The sequence below is a fragment of the Singulisphaera rosea genome, assembly GCF_054877945.1.
This window is the reverse complement of the sequence record NZ_JBTYIP020000002.1, coordinates 690,259-703,892: the sequence shown is the minus strand read 5'-3', so window position 1 is coordinate 703,892 and position 13,634 is coordinate 690,259. Positions and strand designations below refer to the sequence as shown.

At 64.6% G+C, this 13,634-nt stretch carries 9 protein-coding genes; 3 read left to right on the top strand and 6 right to left on the bottom strand.

What is annotated here, in order from left to right:
- Window positions 1-172: 172 nt before the first annotated feature.
- Window positions 173-658 carry a cupin domain-containing protein gene (locus ACYOEI_RS05935; RefSeq protein ID WP_462848425.1) on the top strand — a complete coding sequence of 162 codons (486 nt, stop codon included), beginning with the start codon at window positions 173-175 and terminating at the stop codon, window positions 656-658.
- A 67-nt stretch (window positions 659-725) separates the two neighbouring features.
- Here ACYOEI_RS05935 and ACYOEI_RS05930 read toward each other — a convergent pair whose 3' ends face one another.
- The 4 genes from ACYOEI_RS05930 to gatC all read right to left on the bottom strand — a co-directional run bounded on the left by ACYOEI_RS05930 (window position 726) and on the right by gatC (window position 5,163).
- A complete protein-coding gene (locus tag ACYOEI_RS05930; RefSeq protein WP_462848424.1) occupies window positions 726-1,601 on the bottom strand; it encodes a TIM barrel protein in 876 nt (291 codons plus the stop codon).
- Window positions 1,602-1,722: 121 nt separating this feature from the next.
- Entirely contained in the window at window positions 1,723-3,198 is a 1,476-nt protein-coding gene (gene gatB / locus ACYOEI_RS05925) for an Asp-tRNA(Asn)/Glu-tRNA(Gln) amidotransferase subunit GatB (RefSeq protein WP_462848423.1), read from the bottom strand.
- A 119-nt stretch (window positions 3,199-3,317) separates the two neighbouring features.
- Complete coding sequence (gene gatA / locus ACYOEI_RS05920) at window positions 3,318-4,808, bottom strand: Asp-tRNA(Asn)/Glu-tRNA(Gln) amidotransferase subunit GatA (RefSeq protein ID WP_462848422.1); 1,491 nt, start codon at window positions 4,806-4,808, stop codon at window positions 3,318-3,320.
- Between the two features lie 67 nt (window positions 4,809-4,875).
- Complete coding sequence (gene gatC / locus ACYOEI_RS05915; RefSeq protein WP_462848421.1) at window positions 4,876-5,163, bottom strand: Asp-tRNA(Asn)/Glu-tRNA(Gln) amidotransferase subunit GatC; 288 nt, start codon at window positions 5,161-5,163, stop codon at window positions 4,876-4,878.
- A 337-nt stretch (window positions 5,164-5,500) separates the two neighbouring features.
- Here gatC and ACYOEI_RS05910 point away from each other — a divergent pair, with 337 nt between their 5' ends.
- Window positions 5,501-6,766, top strand: a complete 1,266-nt coding sequence (locus ACYOEI_RS05910) for a bifunctional UDP-N-acetylglucosamine diphosphorylase/glucosamine-1-phosphate N-acetyltransferase GlmU (protein WP_462848419.1) — start codon at window positions 5,501-5,503, stop codon at window positions 6,764-6,766.
- A gap of 53 nt (window positions 6,767-6,819) precedes the next feature.
- On the opposite strand, the gene ACYOEI_RS05905 is transcribed toward ACYOEI_RS05910, so the two are convergent.
- Window positions 6,820-8,343 (bottom strand): FGGY-family carbohydrate kinase, encoded by a 1,524-nt coding sequence (locus ACYOEI_RS05905; protein ID WP_462848418.1) that lies wholly within the window; start codon window positions 8,341-8,343, stop codon window positions 6,820-6,822.
- 157 nt (window positions 8,344-8,500) lie between these two features.
- Window positions 8,501-8,950, bottom strand: a complete 450-nt coding sequence (gene dtd, locus ACYOEI_RS05900) for a D-aminoacyl-tRNA deacylase (RefSeq protein ID WP_462848417.1) — start codon at window positions 8,948-8,950, stop codon at window positions 8,501-8,503.
- Window positions 8,951-9,388: 438 nt separating this feature from the next.
- On the opposite strand from dtd, the gene ACYOEI_RS05895 reads away from it, so the two are divergent.
- Window positions 9,389-13,570, top strand: a complete 4,182-nt coding sequence (locus ACYOEI_RS05895; protein ID WP_462848416.1) for a HEAT repeat domain-containing protein — start codon at window positions 9,389-9,391, stop codon at window positions 13,568-13,570.
- Window positions 13,571-13,634 lie beyond the last annotated feature (64 nt).

Here is a 13,634-nt window from a genome sequence, read left to right as displayed (position 1 = left end):
GCGGCCGAAGGGATTGGGTCCCCAAGGTGATCCGGGCGGGCGTTCCCGACCGCTTCCGGGAGACCTCGGTTTCGTTTAGGATGCCAGCCGTCGTCGAAGAGGGCGCGCGTCCTACTGGGACGCCGACGCCCCTCGGAACTCGATCGCTTCCCACCCTTCGAGGAATCCCAACGTGCCGTCCGTGAACCGAACGCGACTGCGTCTCGAGACGATCCTCCCGGCCGCATTGGCCCTGGCGCTCGGCGTCGGCTGGGCGGCCCGAGAACTTACCTTCGCCCAGGAAGGGGCCGCGCCGCTCCGGTCGAAAACCGTTGTCCTGGATCAGATCAAGATGGCCGAATACCGGGACCAAGGCAAGGCCGTCGGCCAACTCGGAATCTATCTCGCCGGCGAGACGCCCCGGAGCAGCAAATTCGTGACCGGCCGACTGGTCCTCGACGCGGGCAAGAGCCCGCACCCTCCCCACGTCCATGAAGAGGAAGAGGTGATGGTGATCGAGAGCGGGCACGGCGAGATCGTCTGCGACGGCGAGACGACCAAGGTCGGGCCCGGTTCGGTCATGTACACGACCCCGAATGTTGCCCACGGCATCGTCAACACCGGCGATACGCCGCTGGTCTTCACCTTCGTCAAATGGGCGGAAAAAGCGAAGAAATGATCAAATGGTCCCCGAAGCCCGGCCTCGAGTGGAAGGCCGGGCTTCGGGACGAGGGCCGAGACGCGGCTCAGGCGCCCTTGAACAGGAGGGTGTTCATGCGACGGGTCACCTCGGTGAGCTCCTCGACGGTGCCCGGGGAGACCTCGGCGGTGATCCAGCCTTCATACCCGACTTCGATGAGGGCTTTCCGGACCTCGGCCCAGTTGATTTCCCCTTCGCCGAGCTTGTAGTTGAACCGCTTCTCTTTCTTGTATTCCTTCACGTGAATCTTGAGGATCCGCTTGCCGAGCTCGCGGATCCACTCCTGGGGAAAGCCGTACTCGACGACGTTGCCGACGTCGAAGTAGGCGCCGATCCAGGGGCTCTCGAACTCGTCGATATAGCGGGCGAACTCGATCGGGCTGAGGAGGAACTTGTTCCAGACCTCCTCGATCGCGAGCTTGATCCCGTGCTCCTCGGCGAAGGGCAGCAGCTTGCGGATGTTCGCCTGCGAGCGCTTGTAGGCGTCGCGGTAGGAGACCTCGCTGGTGACGACCGCGGGGACGACGAGCACGGTGGTCCCGCCGTAGTACTTGCAGTCTTCGATCTCTTTTCGGATCGCGCTAAGTCCGCGCTCGACGACCTCGGGATTCGGGTGGGAGAGCGTATCCTGCCAATGCCTCGATCCGCTGACACCGTGGATGATCAGGCCGGTCGCGTCTCGAGCGCGGAGGACTTCCTGGCCGTTGAGATTGTTGGGGCTCAGGAGCTCGACACCTTCGAACCCGGCCGCCTTCAAGTCTTTGAAGTCGCGCTGGACGGGCCCATCCCTCGTGGCGAGCATGAAGGCTTTCTTCCAACGAGGGGCCGAGGGGGCCGGCGCCGCGGGCACTACGCCCGACGTCAGGGTGGCCGCCGCGGCGAGCGAGCCCGTGCTCTTCAGGAACGTCCTGCGGTCGATCATCGTCGTCGTCCCTCGGAACCGAGTGGGGCCGGCGGGGCGGGTTTCGCCCCAGTCCGACCGGATTCTCTCGCAACGCTCAAATCTGTGGAGTGGTCGGCCATGACCTTGCCGGTCTCGAATCTCAGCCCGCGATTTCGGCGAGCTTGACGTCGAGAAGTTCGCCGATCAGGGCCGGGTCGGCCTTGCCGCCGGTCTGCTTCATCACCTGGCCGCGGAGGAAACCCTTGACGGCCTCGGGCTTCTTCTTCCCCCCCTTGAGGTCGTCGAGGGCCTTGGGGTTGGCGGCCAACGCGGCGTCGACGGCGGCGGCGATCGCGTCGCGGTCGGAGACCATCCCGTAGCCCCCCGCCGCGATGACCACATCGGCGGCGTCGCCGGTCTCGATCATCTTCGCCAGGACTTCTCGCCCCTGGTTCGTGTTCAACTCTTTGCGCTTGACTCGATTGATCAGGTCCGCGAGCCCCGCCGGATTGACCGGGAACTCGGCCAGGCTAATCTTCTTCTCCTTGGCCGTGCGGAGCACATCCTGCTGGATCCAGTTGCTTGCCAGTTTCGATTCGCCGGTCGCTTTGACCACCTCGTCGAAGTAATCCGCGACTTCCTGGCCCTGCTCGACGAGGACATTCGCGTCATAGCCGGAGAGCCCATATTCGGCCTCGAACCGCCGTCGGCGGTCGGCGGGGAGTTCGCCAATCGACTCCCTGACCCGGGCGATCCACGCCTCGTCGACGACGACCGGCACGAGGTCGGGCTCGGGGAAATAGCGGTAGTCGGCGGCCGTTTCTTTCTCTCGCTGGACCTTCGTCTCCCCGTCGGCGTCATTCCAGCCCCGCGTTTGCTTGGGGGCGTCCTTGATCGTCTTGCCGGTCTCTTTCCATTCCCGGTACTGGCGCTCGGCCTCGTAATTGATGGCACGCTCGACCGATCGGAAGCTGTTCAAATTTTTGATTTCGACGATCGGAGTGGCGATCGTGCTCCCGTCGTGCTGGATGTGAACATTGACGTTGGCGTCGCAGCGGAGGCTCCCCTCCTGCATCTCGCAGTCGGAGACGCCGAGGTAGCGGAGCGTGAGCCGGAGCTCTTCGAGGCAGGCCTTGGCGTCCTGGGCATTGCGGATCTCGGGCTCCGTGACGATCTCCAGGAGGGGTATCCCCGCACGATTCAGGTCGACTTCCGAGAAGCTCCCCGCGCCGTGGGTCAGTTTCCCGGTATCTTCCTCGAGGTGGACTCGGGTCAGGGTGCAGCGACCGCCGCCCGAGCCGTCTTTCTGGACGGGGATCTCGAGCCAGCCGTGTTGGCTGAACGGGAGGTCGTATTGGCTGATCTGATAGTTCTTGGGGAGGTCAGGATAATAGTAGTTCTTCCGGTCCCACTTCGTGAACGGCGTGATGTCGGCGTGGAGCGCCAGGGCCGTCTTGAGCGCGAGCTCGAACGCCTTGCCGTTCATGACGGGGAGGGTGCCGGGCAGGCCAAGGGAGACGGGGTCGGTCTGGGTATTCGGCGGCAGGCCGAAGTCCGTGCCGCAGGACGAGAACATCTTGCTCTCGGTGAGGAGCTGGACGTGAACTTCGAGGCCGATGATGATCTGATAATCCATGACTCGCCAACCTGGATGGATGGCCCTCCCGAGGCGACTCGGGTGAGTGCGAGAGGGCTCGACGTTGGGTGCCGTTCAGTCTCTCGGGTCCGCGCCCGCGTCCCGATCCGTCGGGTTGGTCAATTCGCCCCTGGCCGCTTGGTGTGCCAGTCGGTGGCCTGCTCGAAGACGCGGGCCGTCCGCAGCAGCCCCTCCTCGGCAAACGCCGGGGCGAGGAGCTGGAGCCCGATCGGCAGCCCCGACTTGGTCAGGCCGCAGGGGATGCTCAGGCCCGGGATCCCGGCGAGGTTCGCGGTGATCGTGTAGATATCCGAGAGGTACATCGCGAGCGGGTCGGCGGTCCGCTCCCCGAGCTTAAACGCCGCCGTCGGTGACGTCGGGCCGAGGAGGACATCGACCTCCTTGAAGGCCGTGTCGAAGTCATTGCGGATGAGTCGACGGACCTTCAACGCCTGGTTGTAATACTGATCGGCGTAGCCTGCGGAAAGGGCGAAGGTCCCGAGCATGATCCGCCGCTTGACCTCGGCGCCGAACCCTTCGGCTCGACTCGCCATCATCATCCGGATCAAAGGGGGGAGCTTCTCTTCGCCGGGATACTTGGCCGAGAAGTCCTCGGCGCGATGGCCGTAGATGGTCCCGTCGTATCGAGACAGGTTGCTCGAGCACTCGGCGGGGGCGACGAGGTAGTAGGCGGGGACCCCGTACTTCGAGTGGGGGAGCGAGACCTCCTTGATCGTCGCACCGGCGGCTTCATAGACCCGGATGGCTTCGCGGACGGCCGCCTCGACCTCGGGGTCGAGCCCTTCGCCGAAGAACTCGCGGACGAGTCCGATCCGGAGGGATTGGGGCGGGGTGTCGAGGCTCGCCGAGTAGTCGGGCACGGGCAGGTCGACACTCGTCGCGTCGCGCGGGTCCTTCCCGGAGATCACCTTGAGCAGGAGTGCGGTGTCTGCCAGGTTGTGCGCGAACGGGCCGATCTGGTCCAGCGAGCTGGCGAAGGCGATGAGGCCGTAGCGGCTGACGCGGCCGTACGTGGGCTTCAATCCGGCGATCCCGCAGACTGCGGCAGGCTGGCGGATCGAGCCGCCGGTGTCCGAGCCGAGGGACAGGGGCGCGAGGTCGGCGGCGACGGCGGCGGCGGAGCCACCCGACGATCCGCCGGGGATCCGTTCCTCGTCCCAGGGGTTCAGGGTCGGGCCGTAGGCGCTGGTTTCGGTGGACGAGCCCATGGCGTACTCGTCCATGTTCGTCTTGCCGAAGAGGATCGCGCCGGCCTTCTTCAGCCGGTCGATCACCGTGGCGTCGTATGGCGGCTTGAACCCCTTGAGCATCCGGCTGCCGCAGGTGGTCGGCTCGCCGTCGACGCAGATCAGGTCCTTGATGGCGACCGGGACGCCGGCCAAGGGGCCGAGCGGTGCGCCCGCCTTGCGTGCGGCGTCGACGGCTTTCGCCTGGTTGAGCACCACGTCGCGGTCGAGGTGGACGAAGACGTTGAGTCGGCCGAGCTCGTCCGCACGTCGGAGGTAGCCGTTGACCACCTCCTCCGAGGTGGTTTTCCCCGAGTCCAACAGGGCAAGCAGTTCGCAGGCGGTCGTGCGAGTCAGGTCCATCGGCATTCGATCCCAGGGGCACTTGGGGAAAGACGGTCGGGGTCGGGGTCGGGTCGTCGAACGTGGCTCATTCCAACACGGCGGGGACGAGGAAGTTCTCGAGGTTTCGCTTCGGCGCGTTCGCCAGGGCCGCCTCGCGGGGCAGGGACTCGCCCCTGACGTCCTCACGGAAGACGTTCCGGACCTCGACCCCGTGCGCCAGCGGCTCGACGTCCGTGGTGTCGAGCTCCTGGAGCTGGGTCACGAAATCGACGATCGAGTTGAGCTGCCCGGTGAAGGTCTCGAGCTCCTCGGGGCTGAGGCGGAGCCGGGCCAAGACGGCCACCTTCGCCACTTCGTCTATCGACAACGCCATGGTTCGACGGGTCCTTCGCTTCGATCGGGTTCACGACGAGGGCGGGCGCATGTCCCGCGACGCCACTCACTGTGTCAGATCCTCTCGGCCGGTTCAAGATGATCGCGCGGGGCGAAACACCGGGGCCAAGGTCCTCCCATGGAGGCGGAGTGAGAGAAGTTTCGCTCGGCGCCCCTCCGGAAGAACACCGAGGTGGGAGGGGGGCCGAAGGTTCGCGAATGGAGGCGGAGCTATCGTGTTTGACGCTGGGCGGTTCGAGCTTCTATGATCGTTCGGGAACTCGAAGTGGGACCGCGTGGCGGTCTCGGTTCCGGGCGACTGGGGCGGGCTCCGAATCATGATCCAAGGTCCTTTGGCGATCATCCTGGCGGCCGGTCACGGGAAGCGGATGAAGTCGGAGAAGGCGAAAGTCCTCCACGAGGTCTGCGGCCGCCCGATGATCCGGTACGTCGTCGAGGCCGCCCGAAGCGCGGGGGCCAAGTCGGTGATCGTGGTTGTCGGCTACGGTGCCGATCAGGTCCGCGCGAGCCTTGCCGACGAGCCGGACCTCCACTTCGTCACCCAGACGCGGCAGCTCGGCACCGGCGACGCCGTGAAGTCGTGCCTTCCGCTCCTCGAAGGGTATGAGGGGCCCGCGCTCGTGCTCGTCGGTGACGAGCCGCTGATCCGACCCCAACCCCTCGCCGACCTCCTCGCCCGACATCGGGATGACAAGGCCGCCTGCTTGCTCGGGACGGCCGTCGTCCCGGATCCGACCGGTTTCGGGCGGATCCTCCGCGACTCGGCCGGGCGGTTCCTCAAGATCGTCGAGGAACGCGACTGCAACGCCGAGGAACGTCGGATCGACGAGGTCAACCCGAGCTGCTACGTCTTCGACCTCCCCGGGCTCTGGGATGCCGTCGACAAGCTCGACACGCGTAATGCGCAAGGCGAATATTATCTGACGGATGCCCCCGCCTGGCTCCAGATGATGGGCCGGAAGGTCGTGGCGCTGTCGGTCCTCGAGTCCGACGACATCCTTGGGGTAAATACTCGACAGCATCTCTCGCAAGCTCACGCGATCATGCAAGAGAGGATCCAGGACCACTGGATGACCGAAGGCGTGAGCGTGGTCGACCCGAGGAATACGTACATCGACGGCCGCGCGACGATCGGGCAGGACACGGTCATTTACCCGTTCTCGGTGATCACGGGCAACGTGGCGATCGGCTCCAAGTGCCGGATCGGGCCCTTCGCCCATGTGCGTGATGGCACGGTCCTCGAGGACGGGGTGGAGGTCGGAGCGTTCGTCGAGGTCAACCGGTCGCACTTCGAGGCCGGCGCGACGGCCAGGCACCTCGCTTACCTCGGCGATGCCCACCTCGGGACGAACGTGAACATCGGGGCGACCGCCGTCACCGCGAACTTCGACGGGCACCAGAAGCACCGGACGAAGATCGGGGCCGGCGTCAAGGTCGGCTCGGGTGCGATCTTCGTCGCCCCGGTCACCGTCGGAGCCGGGGCCACCATCGGGGCGAACTCGGTCGTGACCAAGGGGCGGGATGTCGCGGAGGGGGAGACGGTCGCGGGGATCCCCGCTCGACCCCTTCCCGGCAAGCCCTGAGAGGCTCGACGCCGGCCTCCCCTGAGCGAAAGGGGGAGGCCGAAGCGACGGCTTCAGGATCTGGGCGAACTGTTGAGTGCCCGGTAGACCTCGACGTATCGGGCGAAAAGGTCGTCGTAGACCGCGAAGTTCGCCGGATTCGGCTCCACGAGTCGCTCGAGCGCGACCATCTCGCCGGCGGCTTCGTCGAAATCGCGATACCAGCCGGCCGCGAGCGACGCCGCCATCGCGGCGCCCAGGGCGCTCGATTCGATCTCGCGCGTCAGGTGGATCGGCTTCTTCAAGAGGTCGGCGTGGATCTGGAGCCAGAGCGGAGACTTTGCCCCTCCGCCCCCGATGAAGACACGCCCGACTTCCATGCCGTGGGCCGAGGCATCTTCGAGGATGTGCCGTGTCCCGCACGCCGTCGCCTCATACAAGGCCCGGAAGATGTGGCCGGGGCCGTGCGAGAGCGACAGACCTGAGATCACGCCCCTCGCCTTCGGGTTCTTGTACGGGGAACGGTTCCCTTGCCAGTCGTCGCGGATCACGAGGCCATCGGCGCCAGCCGGCGTCGCGGAAGCCTGCTCATCGAGGACCTGGTAGACATTCACGCCCCGACGTTCGGCCTCGGCCTGCTCGCGTCCGGCGAAGTTGCGTCGATACCAGTCGAGGATCGAGCCGGTCGCTGTCTGACCGGCCTCGATCGTGTAGAGCCCTTCCACCGTGGCATCGGGATAGCATCCGGCAACGCCCGAGCCGAAGACCCCCTGGCTCGTCTGCGCGAGGTGGCAGGTGCTCGATCCGACGATCACCGCGACGTCCCCCGCGCCCGTCGCTCCGAGCCCCAGCATCCCGAGGTAGGCGTCGATCCCCCCCTGCGACACGGGAATCCCTGCTCGCAGGCCGAGGTCGGCCGCGGCCGTCGGCGTCAACGGCGTGTTGCCCTGGCCGAGGGGGACGATTCGGTCGGGCCATTTCGATGGGAGGTCGCCGAGTCCCACTTGCTCGAGGAGGGCGAGGGGCCAACCGCCGTCGGGCCTCGCGTAGTTCCACTTCACGGCAACGTGGTTCAGTGAGAGCGTCCACTCGCCGGTCAGTTGGTGCATCATCCAGTCGGTGCATTCGACCAGACGCTCGGCGCGTGCGTAGGTCTCCGGCTCGTGGCGTTTGAGCCAGAGGGCCTTGGGGAGCATCCATTCGGGCGAGACGCGACCAGAGACGTAGCGCAGGATCGGGTCGCCGGTCGCGCTGATGTCGTCGGCTTCCTGGAATGAGCGCTGGTCCATCCATAGCAGGGCCTTCCGGAGCGGTCGCCCGGACAGGTCGCAGGGCAGGACCGTACACGCGGTGCAGTCGAGGCCGATGCCGTCGACCTGGTCGGGGCCGATGCCCGCTGCCTCAAGAGCCAAGGGGACGGCAATCCGGGCGGCACTCCACCATTCATTCGGATCCTGCTCGGCCCAGGACGGCTGCGGGTAGGTGGTCCCGACCGGAGAGGTCCCAAAGGCCGCGGTCCGCCCATTGCGGTCGACGAGCGCGGCCCGCACGCCCTGCGTGCCGAGGTCGAGGCCCAAGACATAACGATTCTTCGACACAAGTCAGTTCCTGTGAGAACGGTGGAAACGACCGGCATGATTCGCAGGTGGACGCCTCGTCCCTCGCGACGGGCCTTCAATACGTTGGTCGCCGGCCCGTCCTTTTTCAAGGGATCGACTTCGAGGGAGTCCGAGGCCAGTGGTTTGCAGCCCCGAGTCAGAAGGCCTTTCGACTGTCGAGCAGGAAGGTGACCGGCCCGTCGTTGACCAACTCGACCTTCATCATCGCACGAAAGGTCCCCGTGGCGACCTCGAGCCCAAGCTCGGAGAGTTTGTGCGTGAATCGCAGATACAGACGCTCCGCCTCCGCCGGCTCGGCCGCATCGGTGAAGCTCGGCCGTCTCCCGGAGCGGCAGTCCGCCAGGAGGGTGAACTGGCTGACGACCAGGACCCGGCCCCCGGCTTCCGACACGCTCCGGTTCATTTTGCCGTTCTCGTCCTCGAAGGCTCGCAGACCCGCCACCTTCTCGGCCAGACGGTCGGCGTCGCCATCGTCATCACCTTTCGCCACACCGAGCAGCACCAACCATCCGGCCTCGATCGCCCCGACGCACTGCGAGTCGACATCCACCGAGGCTCGGGAGACTCTCTGCAACACGGCCCGCATTCGGCATCTCTCCCGGACGGAATTTATCGGCTGCCATCAGAGTGTTCGATCAAGGAGTGTTCAGATCGCCTCAGTGAAGGGACACGCCTGACTTCTGAACCAGACGCTTCGACTCGACCGTTGTCGACGGAGACGACCAAGGTCGAACGAATACTCGTTTCCAGCCTGGAACCCGCATAGACATCAACCTTACCGAGACACTATGGGGGCCTCAACGGCGACTTTGCCTTTGCCGCAACCGATCTCGCTCCTGTCGAGAGGTGGAGCGTATCGTCAAACTCGTCGCTGTCGCCCTTGTCCTGGCCCTGCGGTCATCTCGTGATGCTGCCAAGTTAAAACGGCGCGAATCTTCGGCGACGGAGCGACGTCCAACAACTGTTAGGAAGTTGGTGGTGACCTGATTTGTCTTCACCGCGATCGGGCCAGGAGACCGTTCCCATGTTCAAGCGGTCGACGCTCTCGATTTTCGTCCTCCTGGTTCTCTTGGCTGTTCAACGATGGACCGTCGCGAGGAGGCCAGACTCGGAAGCCGTCGACCCTCGTGTGACCGAAGCGTTGGATCTTTGGCAGGGGAGTGACACCCAGAAACGACTTAGGGCACTCCAATCCCTGTGCCGGCTGGGACCGCAGGCAGTGGCGGCGGTACCGGCACTGATTACGGGTCTGGTGGATCCTGATGTCGCGATCCGGAGAGAAGTCCCAGTGGTCCTCGGTCGGATCGGTCCGCTCGCCAAGGAGGCCGTGCCGGCGTTGATCGCCGCCCTGAAGGACTCGGACAAGATCGTTCGCAGTCGTGCTGCGCAAAACCTCGTGGCGACGAAGGCCGACCCGAATGTCGCGATCCCGGCTCTTGTCGCGAGCATCCACGCCGAGCTCGATCGTCGGTGTCTGACGTCGGTGGAAGTCCTGGGAAGGCTCGGCGAGACGGCAGTGCCCGCGCTGATCGACTTGCTCAAAGACCGTGATCCTAATCTACGAGAGATGGCCGTTCAGTCGTTGAGAGCGGTCGGGCCCTCGGCGAAGTCCGCGGTCCCTGCCCTGATCGAGTCGTTCCGAGTGTCAGGTCGTGAGGCTCGACAGCGGATTGCCGAGACCTTGTCCGGGATCGGCATCGACGCGGTCCAGCCCTTGTGCCTCGCACTTCGCGACCCCGACCCTAAGGTTCGCGGGGGTGCGGCCTACGCGATCGAGATCTTGGGGCCGGGGGCCGTGGCTGCAATCCCCGCCCTGATCGCCGCTTTGTCCGACTCGAATCCGCCCGACGACCCAAGGCCTCCGCGCAATCCGGGTTTCGAGGAGTGGCACCGGGAAGGTGAGGCCGAGCCATCGGGCTATTATGCCGCCCTCAACGCGATTGGCCCGGCGTCTGTCCCGCTGCTGCTGAAGAGACTCGACAGCCCTGATCGGCGGACCCGAGTCGTTGCCATGAAGGCCCTCGAATTTCTCGGAGATCGGGCGAGGGGAGCGGTCCCTCGGCTGATTGAGTTCTTGAGTGACCCCACGCTGCGGTTCGAGGCCGCCACGAGTCTCGGAGGGTTTTGGTCATCCGCGCGGCCTGCGATCCCGATTTTGATCGCCGGATTGCGGGATCCCGACGCCGGATTCCGGGCCTGTGCTGCGGAGTCGCTCGGTCGGATTGGCTGGTCACGGCAGGCAGGCCAATTCAGCAGCGAGACCGAAACTCGCGGAGCCATTGAACCGTTGGCTGCCGCGACGAAGGACCCCGACCCTCGCGTTCGCGCCGCAGCAGCCCGGGCGTTAGGTGACATCGGCGATGAGGCGTCGATCGCAATACCACAGATCGTCGTTTTGCTTCGCGACCCTATGGCCGACGCCCGACTCGCCGCCCTCCGAGCCATTCTGCGAGTGGGAGACGTTCCAGGGGCCGCCGTCAGGACCATCGAGACTCTGCTGAAAGACGATGACTCTCGAGTTCGGTTGGCGGCCGACACGCTCATTCGTAAGAAGAACCTGGTCTCGGACGTCACCATCGAGGGGCTCTTGGCTGCCCTAAAGGATCCGGATGCGGAGACTCGTGCAGTAGCGGCGTCCAGGCTCGCCCATGTTCGCAAGCATTATCGTGTCGTGTCGACTTCCAGACCGGGCGAGAGCGGAAATGGTGAGGCCCTTGCGACCTCGAAGACGGCCGGACCTGCATTGCGCGCCGCCCTCGATGACACCGATCCACGTGTCCGGGCTACCGTTGCCTACATCCTACCCATCCTCAGTCAGGAGGCAGGGGATTCCGTCCCGATTCTGATAGGTCGGCTTAAAGATGAAAGCATGAGAGTCCGATTGGCCGCGGCCAATGCACTCGAGGCATTCGGCACTGACGCTTCCTCGGCAATTCCAGCGCTATTCGATTTGGTGGACGAAACGCTTGGTATTCAAGGCCACGACGGCGATTCTGTCGCGTTGGCCTCGGCCAAGGCGATTGGAGCGATCAGGCGGAGCGCGGCGTCCTTGATGAACGATCGACTGTTCCTTCTGCTAGCTGATCCAAACCCGGTCATTCGCCGACACGCCGCCGATGTTCTCGTCGAGTTAGGATCAAAGGTCACCGCTCGCCTCACCCGTGCCTTGGCCGATCCGAACACCGTACGCATCGTAAAGGTCGAGGTGATTCGCGTCCTGGTCGTCAAGAACGACGTGAATGTATTCCGCAACGACGGAGATCTGAAGGATACGATTCCGGAACCACAACAGATTACCTCGGTGTTGAGAGTCTTGGCAGACGACGGGGAGGATGAGGTCCGTGCGAACGCACGCTGTCTCCTCGCGTTGATCGAGCCCTCGGGCGACGAAGCGGCGAGATCGCCATTGGGTATAGCGAGGCGTTTGACTCCTCGACATTGGAAAGTGGATAAGGCCATCAGAGCCCTGGAACCTTCTGCGTTCGACGAGATGATTGAGGGCTTGAAAGACCCGGACGAGGAGATTCGGACCTTGGCAGCCAATGCCCTCGCCGCTCTGGCCGAGAAGCTGCCCTGGCCTCAAGACGATCCCGACCAGGAGAGACCCGACGCGTTAAAGATCGAAACGCGCGCACGTACCCAGAAGCTTCGCTTTCGGGCCGCCAACGCCCTCACTGCGGCACTGAAAGATTCTGACACCCAGGTTCGTTGGGCGGTCGCCTGGGCTCTTTCGGCGTTCAGAACCGGCGAGAAGTCCGTAGCAGCTCTCATGGAAATGGTTGCGGATCGGACGACGCGCGTACGCTCGGGGGCCTACATTCGGTTTGTCCGAGGGTCTGGAGGAGTTACACGAGATTTCTGCGAGCACAGAGCGAACGGGGAACTGCTACGGATCGGAGCGATCCAGGCCCTCGTCAACTTCGGTGCTTTGGCAGCGCCGGCGGTCCCCGCTCTGATCGACGCGATTCGGGACAACGACGCGCTGACTAGCGGCTTTGCGGCGACCGCACTCGGGGAAATCGGGCCATCAGCTAAGGCAGCGTTGCCCGAATTAATTAACCTTTTGCGGTCGAAAGAGAGTGTCCCTAAAGCCTCGAGCTCCTCTGGCAGCGTGGGGGGACCGAGAGAACCCGAACGGTTGGCGGTTGTGGCCGCGAAGGCCCTGGGAAAACTCGGGCCCGATGGGATTGCTGCGGTCATCCCACTCACCGAGGCTCTTGCCGATCCCGATGAAGTCTTACGAATCGCCGTCGTCCAGGCTCTCGGGGAGATTGGTCCCGGCGCTATCACCGCCATCCCTGCGCTGGTCAAGGCGTTGGACGATCCAGAATGGTTTGTTGGGGATACGGCGTCGGAGTCGCTTCGTCGATTGGGGCCGTTGGCAGTCCCGGCGCTGACCAAAGTCCTCCAGGAAGCCAAGCCTGACGTACAACGTCGGGCCTTGTGGTCTCTCGGCGGGATCGGACCCCAGGCCGCCAAGGCACTCCCCGAAGTCATTCTCGCCTTGTCCGACCCGGATGAGGAGGTACGCGAGGCCGCCGCCGAGACTATCGGTCTCATCGGTCGCGGTCCCGAGGCCGAGGCCGCGGTCCCTGTTCTCCTCGCAGCGTTAAAGGACTCCGACCGCCTCGTCCGGACGAACGCCGCTCAAGCGCTAGGGAGACTTGGCCTTGGGGTCGATCGGAGCATTCCCGTATTGATCGAGACGATGCACGAAAGCGACCCCGAGGTGAAAGGTGCCGCGATGGACGCACTGGCAAGAATCGGCTTGCCGGCCTTCCCCGCGCTCTGGGCTTTGGTTCGCGAGGGAAACGAGGAGCAGCGAGAAGATGCGACCTTCGCACTCTCACACAGCGCCGATCCCTTCAACAGTGTGGAAGAAGAAACCGACGAGCAGGCACGCACCCGAATCAAGGCGCCACGAGCCGCACTGATTGCTGCGCTCAAGGATCCCGACGAGCGTATTCGTTCGGCGGTTACCCAAGCCCTGGGTTACATCCGCAAGGACGTTGTGCCTGATCTGATCAAAGCTTTAGCCGACCCGTCTCCCATCGTCCGTATCCAGGCAACTCGGGCTTTCGAGTTCATGGGCAGCGATGCAATACCCGCGCTCGGTGCACTTCGTCAGCGGCTTCACGACACCGATCCGGAAGTCCGTCGTGCTGCCAAGGAGAGGATCAATGCCATCTTCGAGTTCGATCAGTAACGAGGCCTCGACCGCATCATCTCGGACCGATCGTGTTTTGGCTGGCCGATTTCGGTGACGAGTG